At 41.7% G+C, this 15549-nt stretch carries 14 protein-coding genes; 8 read left to right on the forward strand and 6 right to left on the reverse strand.

Translation table 11 applies throughout. The annotated features are described in order from the left end of the window. The first annotated feature begins 168 nt into the window (after window positions 1-168). Window positions 169-1542: a DUF2330 domain-containing protein gene (locus V7K48_RS07840; protein WP_335071196.1), complete on the forward strand. Its 1374-nt coding sequence runs from the start codon at window positions 169-171 to the stop codon at window positions 1540-1542. Window positions 1543-1924: 382 nt separating this feature from the next. Next, window positions 1925-2575, forward strand: a complete 651-nt coding sequence (locus V7K48_RS07845; protein WP_335071198.1) for a sigma-70 family RNA polymerase sigma factor — start codon at window positions 1925-1927, stop codon at window positions 2573-2575. Window positions 2576-3341: 766 nt separating this feature from the next. Here the strand turns inward: V7K48_RS07845 and V7K48_RS07850 are convergent. Continuing rightward, a complete protein-coding gene (locus V7K48_RS07850) occupies window positions 3342-4277 on the reverse strand; it encodes an alpha/beta fold hydrolase (RefSeq protein ID WP_335071200.1) in 936 nt (311 codons plus the stop codon). 119 nt (window positions 4278-4396) lie between these two features. Between V7K48_RS07850 and V7K48_RS07855 the strand changes: the two genes are divergently transcribed. Then, a complete protein-coding gene (locus V7K48_RS07855; RefSeq protein ID WP_335071202.1) occupies window positions 4397-5323 on the forward strand; it encodes a shikimate dehydrogenase in 927 nt (308 codons plus the stop codon). A gap of 264 nt (window positions 5324-5587) precedes the next feature. Continuing rightward, window positions 5588-7180, forward strand: a complete 1593-nt coding sequence (locus V7K48_RS07860) for an RNA-directed DNA polymerase (RefSeq protein WP_335071205.1) — start codon at window positions 5588-5590, stop codon at window positions 7178-7180. Here the strand turns inward: V7K48_RS07860 and V7K48_RS07865 are convergent. Continuing rightward, window positions 7146-7646: a nuclease-related domain-containing protein gene (locus tag V7K48_RS07865; RefSeq protein WP_335071207.1), complete on the reverse strand. Its 501-nt coding sequence runs from the start codon at window positions 7644-7646 to the stop codon at window positions 7146-7148. The two genes, V7K48_RS07860 and V7K48_RS07865, sit on opposite strands and share 35 nt — an antisense overlap. Window positions 7647-7920: 274 nt before the next feature. Between V7K48_RS07865 and V7K48_RS07870 the strand changes: the two genes are divergently transcribed. Continuing rightward, a complete protein-coding gene (locus tag V7K48_RS07870; RefSeq protein WP_335071354.1) occupies window positions 7921-9123 on the forward strand; it encodes an alpha/beta hydrolase in 1203 nt (400 codons plus the stop codon). A gap of 264 nt (window positions 9124-9387) precedes the next feature. On the opposite strand, the gene V7K48_RS07875 is transcribed toward V7K48_RS07870, so the two are convergent. Continuing rightward, window positions 9388-10020, reverse strand: a complete 633-nt coding sequence (locus V7K48_RS07875) for a hypothetical protein (RefSeq protein ID WP_335071209.1) — start codon at window positions 10018-10020, stop codon at window positions 9388-9390. A gap of 320 nt (window positions 10021-10340) precedes the next feature. Between V7K48_RS07875 and V7K48_RS07880 the strand changes: the two genes are divergently transcribed. Both V7K48_RS07880 and V7K48_RS07885 read left to right on the forward strand, forming a co-directional pair. After that, window positions 10341-10940, forward strand: coding sequence for a Uma2 family endonuclease (locus tag V7K48_RS07880; RefSeq protein ID WP_335071211.1), 600 nt, complete (start codon window positions 10341-10343; stop codon window positions 10938-10940). A gap of 76 nt (window positions 10941-11016) precedes the next feature. Beyond that, complete coding sequence (locus V7K48_RS07885) at window positions 11017-11448, forward strand: biotin carboxylase (protein ID WP_335071213.1); 432 nt, start codon at window positions 11017-11019, stop codon at window positions 11446-11448. A gap of 259 nt (window positions 11449-11707) precedes the next feature. On the opposite strand, the gene V7K48_RS07890 is transcribed toward V7K48_RS07885, so the two are convergent. The 3 genes from V7K48_RS07890 to upp form a co-directional block, all read right to left on the reverse strand. Beyond that, window positions 11708-11986, reverse strand: coding sequence for a YggT family protein (locus V7K48_RS07890; protein WP_335071356.1), 279 nt, complete (start codon window positions 11984-11986; stop codon window positions 11708-11710). A 135-nt stretch (window positions 11987-12121) separates the two neighbouring features. Continuing rightward, a complete protein-coding gene (locus tag V7K48_RS07895; RefSeq protein WP_335071358.1) occupies window positions 12122-12475 on the reverse strand; it encodes a hypothetical protein in 354 nt (117 codons plus the stop codon). A gap of 75 nt (window positions 12476-12550) precedes the next feature. Continuing rightward, window positions 12551-13201: a uracil phosphoribosyltransferase gene (gene upp / locus V7K48_RS07900; protein ID WP_334968449.1), complete on the reverse strand. Its 651-nt coding sequence runs from the start codon at window positions 13199-13201 to the stop codon at window positions 12551-12553. A 276-nt stretch (window positions 13202-13477) separates the two neighbouring features. On the opposite strand from upp, the gene crtH reads away from it, so the two are divergent. Further along, complete coding sequence (gene crtH, locus V7K48_RS07905; RefSeq protein ID WP_335071216.1) at window positions 13478-14971, forward strand: carotenoid isomerase; 1494 nt, start codon at window positions 13478-13480, stop codon at window positions 14969-14971. The last annotated feature ends 578 nt before the right edge of the window (window positions 14972-15549 follow it).

Here is a 15549-nt window from a genome sequence, read left to right on the forward strand (position 1 = left end):
CCTTTGGTGCGCTGACAGCGCAACTTGGATTTTGGTGAAGCAGTACGGAAACAGGGGGTTTCCCCCATGAGTGACTGCACCAAGCCGAAGGGATTAAAGAAAAAATCTAAAATCTAAAATCTAAAATCCAAAATTAAATAACTCAGCACTAAAAAGTAGAGGTATAAAATGAAGTTTTTTCGACTTTTGACGCCATTATTATTGACAATTGTAGCTATTTTATGCTTTGCACCCGCAGCTTGGGCATTTTGTGGATTTTATGTAGCCAAGGCTGATACAAAACTGTATAACAAAGCTTCTCAGGTGGTGATAGCGCGGGATGGCGATGGCACTGTCCTGACGATGGCAAACGACTTCCAAGGTGAGGTCAAAGATTTTGCAATAGTAATACCTGTACCAACGGTGCTGCAAAAAGAACAAGTTCACGTGACTGAACCTAAAATTATTGAGCGCCTAGATGCTTTTAGTGCGCCGCGATTGGTAGAATATTTTGACTCAGATCCTTGTGCTGTTACTGATTCGGTAAATCTACCTGCTGCGGCACCTAGAGGACGTGCAGTCAATCAAGAAGCTGAAAAGACGAGCGATCGCAGTTTAGGTGTGACAGTCGAAGCACGTTTTAACGTCGGCGAATACGACATTGTGATCCTCAGTGCTAAAGAATCTGGTGGACTAGAAACTTGGCTCAAACGCAATGGCTACAAAATCCCTAGAGGAGCAAAACAGTTACTTCAGCCCTACATCCGCTCTTCAATGAAATTCTTTGTTGCCAAAGTCAACTTGGATAAATTCGAGAAATCTGGCTATCAGTTCCTCCGTCCGCTACAAATTTCCTACCAATCACCTAAATTCATGCTGCCAATTCGTTTGGGCATGATCAATGCGACGACAGAGCAGGATTTGATTGTCTACATCCTCTCGCCCCAAGGACAGGCAGAAATCACTAACTACCGGACGGTGAAAATTCCCTCCGACGCAAACATTCCCTTGTTTGTCAAAGATGAATTTGGTGAATTCTACAAATCCATGTTTCAAACTGCCTATACCAAAGAAGACAGGAAAGTTGGTTTTTTGGAATACGCTTGGGACATGGGTAGTTGCGATCCTTGTTCTGCTGATCCCCTGACCCCAGAGGAACTGAAGCAAGCAGGCGTATTTTGGCTAGATGATAATTCTCCAAGTAATGTAGTATCCCCCAGCTTTCGTCGTCCCTCTCCTACAAGTAATGTCTTCATCTCCCGGTTGCATGTCCGCTACACCCGCGACAAATTCCCTGAAGACCTGATGTTCCAACAAACTGCCAACAGTGAATCTTTCCAAGGGCGTTATGTTTTGCAACATCCGTTCCAAGGGGAACTCAAGTGTGAGGCGGGTAGAGAATATAAGCGGTCTTTGCCTAAGCGTTTTGAACAAGAAGCGCAAACTCTGGCTAAATTAACCAACTGGAATATTCAAGACATTCGTAACAAAATGAAGCTGAGTCTAGGTAATCTGAGATATTCTTTGTGGGAAAATTTCCTGTCCTGGCTGGGATTAAATTGAGGGAATTGGGGAGTAGTACTGCAAGGCGGAAGTCAAAAGTCAAAAGTATTGTATTCCGGGCTTTTGCACCATTTGAAATAGTATGTTTATTTTTGCGCCCGCTGTACTAGGGAGTAGAAATTTTAGATTTGAGATTTTTGGATTGAAATTTAATCCAATCATACGCTCGATAGCAAAGCGTTAATGAGTCCGCGTCCCTTGCGCGTCTTGTAGAGAGCGTCTGACTTACTAACACTGCGCTATCGTCAATCCAAAATCCAAAATCCAAAATTGAATTGCCCAATTCCTTTGAAAAAAGATACAGCATCTTGACCAAAAGGATTTTTTAAGGTGTTGTTATACGCAATACTAAGATATTCTTGCTTTCTGCCCCAAGATTGTCATGGTTCAATTCGATGAACAGCTACGCCGCTTAGTTACCGAAGCCTGTGGACACCCATCTGGAAGCCCTCAGCGTCAGAAGCTGCTCACGCAAATTATTCGCTTGACAGCAAGTAGACTTTGGAGGGAAAATACTCCCTACTATCAAGATGCACTACAACAAACTTGGTTGTATTTCTGCCGCAATGTTTGTGAGGGTTTGACAGGTAAAATCTATGACCCCACCTATGGCAGTGTCATCACCTGGCTGAATGCTTACCTAAACCGGAGACTACAAGATTTTTACATTAACCACAACCGCGAACAAGCTACAACAGTCCCTCCTCGGGTTCGTCAATCTAGATCGGGTGGAATAAGTGAAATCATTGATCCTGTAGATAACCTCCCAGCTACCCCCCAAGCACCTCCCATTCTGGAAGACTTAGAGACATGGGCTAAGACAGATTCTGAAGGAGAACTGCGCGGTACTTGCATTAAAGGGCGTCCAGATGTAAATTGTCAGGTTTTAATTCTCAAACGCCTACCCCCAGAAGTTAGCTGGAGAGAATTATCTGAGGAATTTGGGCTGTCAATTCCGACATTAAGCAGTTTTTATCAGCGCCAGTGTTTACCACGTTTGCGTAAATTCGCCGAATTGGAGGGATTGTTATAACAATTCAAAATTCATCTTAGAAAGTCTGAGCGGATAGCGCAGCGTGAAGCCTTCTCTTCTCCCTACAGCCCTTCTCCTAAAGGAGACGCTCTTGCGTTCGGGCATCCTATGGTAGGCACTAGCCTCTCTTTTTGGGAGAAGCTACAGTGTACACACAAGTATGACCAGCATAGGTTTCAACTCTTCTAGTTGTTTCGTAGGGTTCGTTATGGAGACGCCAAAATAACAAATGAGTTCGCCGAAATAACAAATGAGTTCGCCAAAATAACAAATGAGTTCGCCAAAATAACAAATGAGTTCGCCGAAATAACAAATGAGTTCGCCAAAATAACAAATGAGTTGGCTAGCAAGAACCGCAGGCATCGCCATGATTGCAACAATTTAGCTTTGTCACGCCAGCGTAACGCACCCTTCTCCTATCGGAGTGCTCCTGTGTCGCTAACGCTGCGCTAACAGCAGTCGCCTGCTCCAGGAAACCCTACCAAGAGCGCTGCTGAACCGCAAATCTTTGGTGGATGAAGTTTTTCCGACTTGTGTGTACACTGTAGCTTTGGGAGAAGGGGAGACGCTAATTTGCGTTCGAGAGGCAAGTCTTGCGACACGCTGTTCGCGTTCGCCAACGGCATGGCTTTAGTCTAGTAAAGTTGCGATCGCAAAGACTGAGATTGCAACTCTACCAGACGCTACGCGAACACTCCACTGCGTTACGTACCCTACGGGAAGGCTTACGCCAACACAATGACATTTTATATTTAATTTTGCCCAGCTACTTAATAGACAAAACCCAATCGCTTAAAAGTTGGTTTACTCTATCGGGTACTTCATCATGGGGACAATGACCTGCTGTTAAGAAATATTCTGTAAGTTCAGGATAATATTGACGAAATTTTTGGGAACGTTCTCTAGCATTCATCCAAGGATCAGCCTCTCCCCACAACATCAACAGAGGACAAGTTAATTGCTTTAGTAGCACGTCAACTTTTTCCCCTTGAGGAGTACTAAAGACTGACACAAATACTTCCATTGCACCAGGATCGTAAGCAGGACGAGAAATTTCTTCTACTAATTGGTCTGTAATCGCACTTTTGTCAAGATAAACTTTTTCTAGGGTTTGTCGAATTACCCAACGTTGTCGCACGTATTGAAATAACAGAGATTGGGCTAAAGGTTGTTGAAAAATCCACTTAGTACCGTCACCGAGAAGTTTTTGCAAAGTAGGGGATTGTTTAGGTAACTGAATTTCTGATTGTAAAGCTTCAGGCTCAGATGTAGGCTGGCTTTCGCTAAAAGGGCCAGCACTATTGAGTAACACTAAACCAGCAGCACTGTCGGGACGCTGTGCTGCAACACACAAGCCAGCATAGCCACCGAGAGAGTTACCCGCTAATATTGCTTTTTGACCAATTACTTCCCTGATAAAATCATGGAGTTGATCGCGCCACAAGTCGCCGCTGTACTGCAATTTCGGTTTTGCCGATCGCCCAAATCCCAAAAGGTCGATCGCAAATACTTCAAAATCTTGACACAATCCTGTGATATTCTTGCGCCAGTGGTCTGTGGAAGCACCAAATCCATGTACCAACAGCAAAGGCGGACGTTGCGATTGTTTTTCTCCCGCACACACATAGTAAATGTTGTGCCCTCGCCACTGCCAATATTTACCAGGAGTTGGGGTTGTTGAGGGGGCTGTAGTTGCCTGCATAATCAAAAGAAATGTTAAGTAGCTTTTAATAATTGTAGGCTAATTGGAGGTGTGAGAGAGTAGGGGAAGCAGGGGAAGCAAGGGGAGATGAGGGAGAAATAACCAATGCCCAATGACAAATGACAAATGACAAATTAATTACAGGCAAAACTAGACTGCTAGGGGTAATTGGACATCCGGTGGAACATTCGCGATCGCCAGTGATGCATAATGCAGCGTTAGCGCAGCTCGTCGTTCGCGTAGCGTCTCGCAGAGAAGACATCGCTCATTTAGGATTAGATTACGTTTATCTTCCCTTTCCCATAGCACCAGAGAATCTAGAGATAGCGATCGCAGGTTTCGCCGCTATTGGTGTTGTCGGCTTTAATGTGACAATCCCTCATAAACAGGCAATCATACCCCTACTCTCAGAAATTACACCCCTCGCTCAAACTATCGGCGCAGTGAATACTGTTAGTCGCCAAAATAATCAATGGGTGGGGACAAATACAGATATAGAAGGATTTATCGCTCCTTTGCAGACAACGTATAAGCAGGATTGGAGTCAGAAGGTAGCGGTAATTTTAGGCAATGGTGGCGCAGCCAGGGCAGTTGTAGCAGGTTGTCACCAGCTAGGTTTTGCCAAAATTCACGTTGTTGGGCGGAATGTGCAGAGATTGCAAGAATTTGGCAAAAGTTGGAGTAATTCACCCATAAGTGAAAATTTACAAGTTCATCAGTGGGAAGAATTGCCCAAGCTAATTTCTCAAGCAAACCTTTTAGTAAACACAACCCCCATAGGTATGTATCCCAAGGTTGATGAGTCGCCTTTGAGTGCAGGGGAAATAGCGAATTTGCCAACGGGTGCGATCGCTTACGATTTAATATATATTCCGAAACCGACGCAATTTTTAGAGCAAGCTGAAAAACAAGGCGCAATTGTGATCGATGGATTAGAAATGTTAGTTCAACAAGGGGTAGCAGCCTTAAAAATTTGGTTGCAGCAGGAAACTATACCTGTTGAAGTGATGCGCCAAGCTTTACTAAATCACCTGAGTTTGGGTTGATAGAGAAACAATTTGATCGCGCGGCATCGCAGACAGGGTAAACTCGATGCGCGATCGCACATCGAGTTTACTCCATTAATTTTTGCCAACTAGGCGTTAATTTTGAGTGGGCATTATTCATGCCGCACCAGTCTAAAAACGCTCAAATTTCACAACCTGCACTTTGGTGAATGATCGTTGGAGGATGCGTAGCGGGGCAGAACGACAGATGTTAGATTAGACTTATTCAAAGCCAACAAAAGCACTTTTAATATAGACAATCTAATGAATAAAGATTTTTTGATTGAGCAGATAAGGAAGAGAGAAGTTTTTGAAAAAGCTTATGTATATGCCATATCATACAGAATAACTCATGATTCTTACTGTAACTTTATTGAGATAGATTACTATAGGCAAAATAAAGAGAAGTTGTTTAAAGAAATTGAATCATCTCTTGAAAATCCAAATTTATATGATGCAGAAACTGCATTCTCTTACTATTTACCAAAATCAGATATGTTCTTCAGGAGAATGATCTACACTCCATTTAAAGACTTAGTAATTAAATTTATTTTTGTATCTGTATTAGCTGAATTATTAGATTTTACGTTTGTTCAAAATTGTTTCTCATATCGTCTTGAGAGAAATAGTGAAAAAAAGAAAAAATCCAAGGGATATTTATATAGGTATTACTATGAAGGTGTTAAAGAATTTATAGCTTGGCAATTAGCACAAGTTGAGAACAGCAGTTGTATGCTGAAAACCGATATATCATCTTTTTATGATTCTATATCCCACGAATACTTGCTTTTAGCAATTTCAAGACAAATCAATATAGGAAAAGATACACATTTCTTAATTCTTTTTGGTAAAACCTTGAAGTTCAAAATCTGTTACTACTCAATTGTGGATGGTAAACTAAGTGAAACACATAATAGTCAAGGTATACCGATAGGAAATGAAGCAGAGGGATTTATAGCCAATATATTTCTGAAGGAAGCTGATGAAGCATTATTTAACTTGGGTATAAACTTTGGAAGATATGTAGATGATTTCCGTATTTTTACAAACAGTAAAAGTGATGCGGTTAAAGCCTCAATAATATTACAAGAATTTCTTTTAAAGATAGGGGTAAATTTGAACGCTTCAAAAACCAAGATTATAGAAGCTGAAGAAGAAATAATTAATTTTATTGAAGAGTCAAAGGAAAGTGGAGTTTCTGCAATGCCATTTCAAGAAGAGGAATATAATGAAACCAAGCAAGAAAAAAAGCTAGATAAGGCAGATATAATAAAAGAAATTGATTCAAATAAAGTAAGTATGCATAAAGAATCCTATTATTCAGAACATCAAACAGGATTTTTAAAAATAGAAGATATTAATAATGAGGATAAAGCAAAACAATTTGGTAAGTTTTTGAATGAAATCCCATTAGGTATAGAGCTAGAAACTCAAATATTTAGTGATCATATAGAATGGGTTTATCAATTGTCTAAAATGTATCCAAAACATGGAAAATTATACTCTTGGTTATTTGTAAAGTTTTTATCTCAAGATTATAGTGATGATGTCCAAAGGATTAGCCTAAAATATCTTTTCGCTGTATTTGATGATGAGCTTATCAATACATTTATCAAGACTAGAATCATTCATCATTTAGTTAAGCCACGAAAGGGAGCATTAACCTATATAGAAAGAATATCGGCAAGAAAAAATCTCAGAGATAGAATTATTGAACATATAACTAAGTTAATGAAAATCACTTGTATGGCATTGCAATTGAATTGTATATATGCTTACTATCTGCTTTTCAAAGATCATCGATATGTGGAAGACTTTGTATCTAAAAGCTTAAAACGCAAGAAACCCAGCTATTAACATTTTTTATTTGAGGACGTAAGAGTAATATTTTTTGTGGTGCTTCAGAAGGTAGTCCATTTATAACCTCATCGACATCAGGAAAAGCAACACATTGTCCAATACAAAAATCTTGCACTGAAAATTCGCTATGTTTACTAAGAAAATCCAAAAACTTATACCTAATTTGTCTAGCTTGCTCAAAGGGAGATATTTTCATCCTAATTTGGTTTTGATACCAAGCCTTATCAAAAGAATCATATCTTATCTCTCCTCCTTTAGCTTCTACTATGAGTATTCCTCTATCAGGATGAATAATTATGAAGTCAGCTTCTCTATCTTGGACGACATATTTGATGTGCTGCCACCATGCTCCATGAAAAACAATATAATCATCACCCAGGTCTTTTGCAAAAATTTCAAAGAGTTTCTTTTCAGCATTGCTCTTTGTTGTTGATGATAACTTTTCAGGAATCATTCTTGCCATAATTCTTTACTTGCGATTTAGGATAAATAGCTACTTTGCAATATTACTCTGCACATTATCATTTAGTCATTAATTATGTTACATTACGACAACAATCTAATGGAATACTAATCAGGCTTTATCATGGTACTGCGATTGCACCACCATGATAAAGCTGTGTGGCAATAAACTGAGCGCTCAGCAAATCCAATCGGCAAAACTGGCGTGATCAGAGTCTGTTTTGACCCATGTAGCGTCTTTACAGAACACATCATTGATGTCATTTATTTTGTCTATGTTTTCTCAACCCAAAACATTTTTATCATGGCTTGCATTATTACTAAGTTTTGCAAGTCTATTTCTTAGTTCTTGGATTTTTCTTCCGGCTCCAAATATGTTTTTACTCACGCTAGCAGTGGGAGCGCCAGAAGTCAGTCCTTGGTTATTATTATTAAATTTGCTCTCTTTATTGCTTTCTTTGTTCTACATCCGTCGCCGTAAACTACAGCGTTTAGCTTGTATTTTCAGTTTAATAGGATTGCTAATTTGTGGGTGGGTGCTAGTGAATATCCCACTAACTCAAATACAGATGGCTAAAGCGATGAAACAAGGGTTAGGAGCAAATTATCTAGAGCAAATTCCAGTCCAAGTAAGGGCTAAGATGCAAACCTATCCCTTTAACTTAGTTAATTTTTTCCGGGGTATTCCATTAGGCAAAACGCGTCATCAAAAAGATATTCTCTTTGCTTCTCCTGCGGGAGTGCCTTTAAAAATGGAAGTTTACCAACCTTCAGAGGTAGGGAAATATCCGGCAGTAGTAGTAATTTATGGTGGAGCTTGGCAATATGGCAATCCTCATGCCAATTCTGAGTTTAATCAATATATCGCTCATCAGGGATATACAGTATTTGCGATCGACTATCGACACGCACCTAAATATCGGTTTCCATCTCAGTTAGATGATGTGCGTACAGCCCTAAATTTTATTCGCAAACATGCAGCAGAATATGAAGCCGATCCAGAACGTATGGTACTTTTAGGGCGTTCTGCGGGAGCACATCTAGCAATGCTAGCGGCTTATCAACCAGATGCACCACCCATTCGGGCTGTGGTGAACTATTACGGGCCTGTTAACTTAACTGAAGGATACAAAACACCACCGAATCCCGATCCCATCAATACTCGCGCTGTTTTAAAAGCATTTCTCGGTGGTTCTTTAGAAGAATTGCCTAATCAGTATCAAATTGCTTCACCGATAAATTATCTAACACACCCTTTACCACCAACTTTATTAATTTACGGCAGTCGTGACCATTTGGTAGAAGCACGATTTGGTAGACAGATGTATGAACATTTACATGACTCTGGTAATACTGCGGTTTTTCTAGAAATTCCTTGGGCAGAACACGCTTTTGATGCCGTTTTTAATGGTGTGAGCAATCAATTAGCGTTGTATCATACCGAAAGGTTTTTGGCTTGGGCGTTGTTCAAGCAATAATTTCATCAACATACAGCAGCAGTTAGAGCATAAAAACTCATTCACGAGTATCAAAGACTCATCAACGGAGTTCAAAGGTGGATGAACGAGTATAAAAGGTGGATGAATGAGTATAAAAGGTGGATGAATGGAGTTCTGAGCCTCATTAATCAGTATCAAAGGTGGATGAATGGAGTTCTGAGCCTCATTAATCAGTATCAAAGACTCATTCACGAGGATTAAAAACTCAGCACGGGCTAAACGCCCCGCTACCTATGTACAGCACTACTTCTGAGGCCAGCGCCAATTGTAGCGATTCCATTCGTACATTCCTTGAATTTCATACTCAGCGCCGTTAAAGAAGCGGACGACGCAATTAGTAGAGGAATAATCGCGTAGGCGTAGCCCGTCGTAGACATCGCTAATTTCCTCGACTTTGATCACCATACAAGGAAACCATTCACGCTTACAAGGCCCATCCTCTTGCACCCATTCCCATAGTGCATTGGAAACTTCAATGCGATCGCCTACTCTCAGCTTTAGTGCATCCTCAAAATAAGAATACTTATCAAAATGATATGACTCAACACGATTCAGCCACTGTAAACCATAGCGTTGCCGAATAAATTGTACTGTTCCAGAGTCATTTCCCAGCAGCCAGTCGTTAAGTAATTGCACTTTCCAAGTCCGGTTGCGTTGTTCTTCATCCTTAACAAACTCTAAAAATACTTCTAACTCCTCTGGGGTAAGTTCGTCTAAGGGATTAGCAATACCTGACGCTCCAGAAGTAGAATTTCCCTGAATTTGCTCGACGACTTGCAGTAATATCTGTTTCTGCGTGTCAGTGAGAGGACAGCTTGCTACATCACAATCATTAAAGGCTGCAAGCATAGCTACTTCAATCTCATCTGGAGTCATAAGTTAATAGCAATTGAGGGTTTATTTTCCTAATTATTACAAAAGTTAAATTAAAGTTTCCAATTACCCTGTAGTTAAATATGGACATAATTAAACATAAGATGTTTACAGCAGTTTTCATCTATTTGAACCACATCTGTCATAAAGGTACAAGGCCTTGCGCCCCTAGTGCATGGTCTATTTACCTGAAAATAGCTGTAATATTCAGGGAAGTCACAAGTCAGCAGAAAAACTTTAATCTCTCTTGTCTCCTGAGTTCTTGGTATCGGTTTGATATTTTCTAGTATTGACCTACTTATCATCTAGTTAGAGAAATTGCCATGACTCAAACTCAGCATCCCACAAAACTCCTGACTTTTGAAGAATTTCTGGCTTATGACGATCGCACTGATAGCCGCTATGAATTAATGGATGGGGAGCTAGTAGAAATGCCAAGTGAAAGCCAGGAAAACTGTGATATTGCCAAATTGCTGCTGTTTGAGTTGGCAAAGCATTTTCCGATCACCTTGCTGGCTTACAAGGACATTGAAGTTGAAGTTAGTGGGCGGCGAGCAACCTGTCGGCTACCGGATCTGGTGGTGCATACAGAAGAGTCGAAAGCGGCTTTGATTGGGAGTCCCCGCAATCTGATTACCCGCGATATGCCCCCACCAGTATTAGTGGTTGAAATCGTCAGTCCCGGAACTGAGAACCGCAGCCGCGATTACCGTTACAAACGCACGAAATACGCAGCTAGAGGCATTACCGAATACTGGATTGTTGATCCGGAGTTAAAACAAATCACCGTTTGCAAGTGGATGGAGGGACAGTATGAGGATACGGTGTGGAAAGGTACGGTTCGGATTGCATCAGATGTAGTACCCGATTGGAAATTGATCGTGGAGCAGGTATTTGCAGTTGCGAATCAATCAGAGAAGTAGAGAATAGGGAGTAGGGGTATGTTGTAAGCTGAGATTATAAGTTAAATAATTATTGAATTAAATCACGGGGTCTTTTATGCGGTTGCGCCCACTCACGGTCGTTTTTATTTCCTGTCTCATCACCTTTCTCTCGTGGGTGATTATTCCGCCAGCTGTAGCCCTAACACAGATTAAACTATTTGATGTTTCCTATAAAGATTGTCCATCAGAACTCGCACAAGGGGCTGTTATCAGTAGTGGTAGCGCGGCTGCCAATTGTTTTATTGTCATTGGCAAAGCAGAAAATGGCACTAATAAAACAGTCTACGACGCAGATATTTTTGGACGCATCTATGATGCTAATAATGACTCGGTGATGCAAAACCGCACTCGCTTAGGTTCTATTACCGAGATACCACCAGGCATTAGCGATTTTGAATTGAGAATTTCCGTACCTGCGAATCAGCCTACTCCGTTGAAGCTGAAGCAGTTTAAAGCAGCTGGATTTAGCGGTCAAGTGCGTAGGTAATAGCAATTTTGGATTTGAGATTTTGGAGCCAGTGCATTGGTGTGAGTGTTAGCAAAGCGTGGGAGCAAACCAAACAAAGAGCGATTGCTAAAAACTATATTCAGTACAAAAAACTATTTATTGCGCTTAAATACGTATTAATAGATAGAACTATTGACTATACCTGATGTGTGGGAACGCTAATAAACTACTGCCGATAAAAATTGTAGAGACGCTTTCACGATTAGCGTCTCTACAAAAGTTTTTATTGGGTTACTAATTAAAATCCCTGTACGAATGGCAGATGAGCTAAGGTTCTCAGTAAGTCGCCAGCTAAGTTGAGCGCTAAGAAAGCTAAGATTGGAGAAAAATCCATACCGCCCAATGGGGGAATAATTGAGCGGAACAGATTCAGATAAGGGTCGGTTATCTGGCCCAAAGCAGCAAATGGCTGGTTATACCAGTCGATTGTTGGAAACCAGGTCAGCAAAACCCTAATAATTAGCAAATAGCTATAAAAGGTAATGAAGGTAGCTAGTGTTGTAATCAGTAAATCCAGAGGATTCATGGATAGTTTTGTTTCCTGCTAAGTGTTAAAAGCGGTCTTATCTTTGATTTTAATTTAGTCTATGTCATAGTGTCTGCGGATTTAGCACTTACCACACTTGACATTTTCACCACACCTGAACAAACCTCAGGAGTCTTTAGTGAGGGAGCGGTCATTGGTTGCTTGGGGTGAACCGCCATTCACATTACCCAGTTGCTTTCGCACTTCATCAATTGTGGCATTTAGCTGGGCAATTTTATCTTCTAGCGATCGCCTAGCCGTTTCTATACCGATGTTCTCATTTTCTGAGGCTTTCATCTGACGTCGCTTTGCTGCTATTTTTTTAGCTTCGGCTTGGCTATCTGTCAGTTCTGTCTCCTCCTCTACTAACAATTGGGGGTCGCGTCGAGAAGCAATCAGTGCCCCGATAACACCACCAAATACGCCACCGACAAACGCCCCTGCGACAAAACCACTGGCAAAACCATCTCGCTGACTCATATCTTTACCGCCTTCAACAAACCTTGCAACTTTTACAGTAGTTATGCTATTTTCCTGCCCTAGCTGCATACTAGCTTAAGTCCCAAAAATGCGATCGCCTGCATCTCCCAATCCTGGTACAATATACCCCTTATTGTTCAGTTTTTCGTCAATAGTAGCGGTGTAAATTATTAAACCTGGATAAGCTTCACTCAGTTTTTGCAAAGCTGGTGCAGCCGCGACCACACACACAATCCGTGTCAGGGTTGGATCAGCACCCCGTTGTGTCAATTCTGCCATTGCCGTCATGATCGACCCTCCTGTTGCCAACATTGGATCGGTAATTAACACTCGTGTTTGAGGGTCAAATTTTTCTGGTAACTTGTTCAGATAACAATGAGGTTGCAGTGTCTCTTCATCTCGCGCCAAGCCAAGGTGGTAAATTGATGCTAAAGGTAATAAAGTCTGCGCTCCCTCAAGTAATCCTAGTCCAGCCCGCAGAATCGGAACTACTGCCATAGGCACCTGTGGATCAATCACCGTTGCTGGACAGATATCCAAGGGACTCTGCACCGATGTTTCTTGGGTCGGCAACCAGTCTCGCGCAGCTTCATAAGTCAGCCATCTTCCCAACTCAGTCATCGCACTGCGAAATAATACTGAAGGTGTACCTGCATCACGGGCGACTGCCAGCCAGTGTTTGATCAGAGGATGCGGTGGAACATAAACGCGCAATTGTAGCGTCATAGCCAGAAATAGGCGCCTTTTTATTGTATAAGAACTGAAACACCATAATACTCTTTCCTGCATCCGGCTGACAGCTAAAATTAACACTCTTAATTTTATTGATAAAGTTTTTCATTAGTAGTTGACATTTATTCTCAGTCAAGGCTATATTGTTCTACAGTGTTCTCCTCTCTTTTAAGGATCGGCAGCGGGATTAGCCAGCAGTAGCAGGCTCGTCCCTCTTTTTTGTGATTGGGCATTGGAAAATAAACAAAGGACTAATGACAAAAGAGAAAAATGCAAGATATCGATGCGATCGTGATTGGGTCTGGGATTGGTGGGTTAGTAACAGCGACCCAATTAGCGGCAAAGGGAGCGAAAGTGCTGGTACTGGAACGTTATTTGATTCCAGGTGGTAGCGCTGGTTATTTTGAACGCCAAGGCTATCGATTCGATGTTGGGGCATCAATGATTTTTGGGCTGGGACAGAACGGTACTACTAACTTACTCACCCGTGCATTATCAGCTGTAAATGTCAGCCAAGAAGCGATCGCAGATCCAGTGCAGATTCACTATCATCTACCCCAAGGTTTAGACCTGAAGGTTGACCGGGTTTATGAAAAATTTTTGCAAAATCTTACTGCTCATTTTCGCCATGAAGAACAGGGGATTCGTCGCTTTTATGACGAATGCCAAAAAGTATTCAAGTGCCTCAACAGCATGGATTTGCTGTCGCTAGAAGAACCTCGGTATTTACTACGAGTATTTTTCCAATATCCTTTGGCGTGTCTCGGTTTAGTTAAGTATCTGCCTCAAAATGCTGGAGATTTTGCCAGACGCTACATCAAAGATCCCCAATTATTGAAATTCATCGATATGGAATGTTATTGCTGGTCAGTGGTTCCATCGGACATGACACCAATGATTAATGCTGGGATGGTCTTTTCTGACAGGCATTATGGCGGAGTTAACTATCCTAAAGGCGGAGTGGGACAAATTGCTCAAAAACTGGTGGAAGGTCTAGAGAAGGCTGGAGGTAAGATTCAGTACCAAGCTAGAGTCACGAAAATTCTCACAGAACAGGGAAAAGCGGTAGGTGTGCAACTGGCTAATGGTAAAGTATATCGGGGTAAACGCATAGTTTCTAATGCTACACGCTGGAATACATTTGAACAATTATTACCAGCAGAAGAAATGCCAGATAATGAGAAAAAGTGGCAACAAAATTATCAAAAATCTCCAAGCTTCTTGAGTTTGCACATGGGGGTAAAGGAGTCAGTTTTACCTGCGGGGACAGAGTGTCACCATATTTTGCTAGAAGATTGGGAAAAGATGACAGCAACAGAAGGCACAGTTTTTGTTTCGATTCCCACATTGCTTGACTCAGATTTAGCACCAAGTGGATATCATATCATTCATGCCTTCACACCTGACTGGATTGATGATTGGCAAGAACTTTCTGTGAGTGAGTACGAAGCGAAGAAAGAAGAGGCGGCTTGGCGAATTATTGACCGCCTAGAGAAGATTTTTCCCGGCTTAGATGCTGGATTGGATTATTTGGAGGTAGGCACACCCCGCACCCATCGCCGCTTTTTGGGTCGTGAGGATGGCACATATGGGCCAATTCCCCGGCGCAAGTTGTGGGGGTTATTGAACATGCCCTTTAATCGCACAGCTATTCCAGGACTTTATTGTGTAGGGGATAGTACCTTTCCGGGTCAAGGGTTGAATGCGGTAGCTTTTTCTGGGTTTGCTTGCGCTCACCGCATTGCTGTAGATTTAGGACTTTAATGTGTATCGCAGAAGTCCCCACACTTAACTCTTAGTGCAGTGGGGATGGACAGCGATGAAAATTGTAAATCGACTAACTGAAAATATGAATGCAGCACTCGGTCTATTTCACTAGTGTCAACTTAAGCCCAAAGCTCTTAAAACCCAATATTGCGTAGGTTTTGCCTAAAAAATAATAAATGTGTAGGTTGGGGAGCCACTGCGCCCTTACGGTTTCCTGACTTGTTCGCTCTTAGCGTTCCTGCAGGGTAGCAAGTGGCGTTTGAGGAACAAAACCCAACATTTTCCAGGGTTTGTTGGGTAACACAAATGTTCTTAACCGAGCAGTATTGCTTTAAAACGTCCAGGACTTACGCACAGGTAACGGAAAATCGAACCACAGAGGACGCAGAGAAGCCAGTGCGTTGGGCGGGTTCCCCGACTTGAAGCAACTGGCGCGACACGGAGGAATAAGAGTTTGAGAGGTTTTTTGCGTAAGTCCTAACGTCGTTTCCAGCCGGAGGGGCTAGAAACGACGTTTTAAAGTGGCTCTGCGGCGAGTCAGAGAGGCGGCAGCCCTAAAATATGCATTCCCAGTC

Origin of the sequence: Nostoc sp., from assembly GCF_036919615.1 — a bacterium.
GTDB lineage: Bacteria > Cyanobacteriota > Cyanobacteriia > Cyanobacteriales > Nostocaceae > Nostoc.

Coding starts and splice junctions, on each gene's coding strand:
- V7K48_RS07840 (WP_335071196.1), top strand. CDS start 169: ATGAAGTTTTTTCGACTTTTGACGCCATTATTATTGACAATTGTAGCT.
- V7K48_RS07845 (WP_335071198.1), top strand. CDS start 1,925: ATGGTTCAATTCGATGAACAGCTACGCCGCTTAGTTACCGAAGCCTGT.
- V7K48_RS07850 (WP_335071200.1), bottom strand. CDS start 4,277: ATGCAGGCAACTACAGCCCCCTCAACAACCCCAACTCCTGGTAAATAT.
- V7K48_RS07855 (WP_335071202.1), top strand. CDS start 4,397: ATGACAAATGACAAATTAATTACAGGCAAAACTAGACTGCTAGGGGTA.
- V7K48_RS07860 (WP_335071205.1), top strand. CDS start 5,588: ATGAATAAAGATTTTTTGATTGAGCAGATAAGGAAGAGAGAAGTTTTT.
- V7K48_RS07865 (WP_335071207.1), bottom strand. CDS start 7,646: ATGGCAAGAATGATTCCTGAAAAGTTATCATCAACAACAAAGAGCAAT.
- V7K48_RS07870 (WP_335071354.1), top strand. CDS start 7,921: ATGTTTTCTCAACCCAAAACATTTTTATCATGGCTTGCATTATTACTA.
- V7K48_RS07875 (WP_335071209.1), bottom strand. CDS start 10,020: ATGACTCCAGATGAGATTGAAGTAGCTATGCTTGCAGCCTTTAATGAT.
- V7K48_RS07880 (WP_335071211.1), top strand. CDS start 10,341: ATGACTCAAACTCAGCATCCCACAAAACTCCTGACTTTTGAAGAATTT.
- V7K48_RS07885 (WP_335071213.1), top strand. CDS start 11,017: ATGCGGTTGCGCCCACTCACGGTCGTTTTTATTTCCTGTCTCATCACC.
- V7K48_RS07895 (WP_335071358.1), bottom strand. CDS start 12,475: ATGAGTCAGCGAGATGGTTTTGCCAGTGGTTTTGTCGCAGGGGCGTTT.
- upp (WP_334968449.1), bottom strand. CDS start 13,201: ATGACGCTACAATTGCGCGTTTATGTTCCACCGCATCCTCTGATCAAA.
- crtH (WP_335071216.1), top strand. CDS start 13,478: ATGCAAGATATCGATGCGATCGTGATTGGGTCTGGGATTGGTGGGTTA.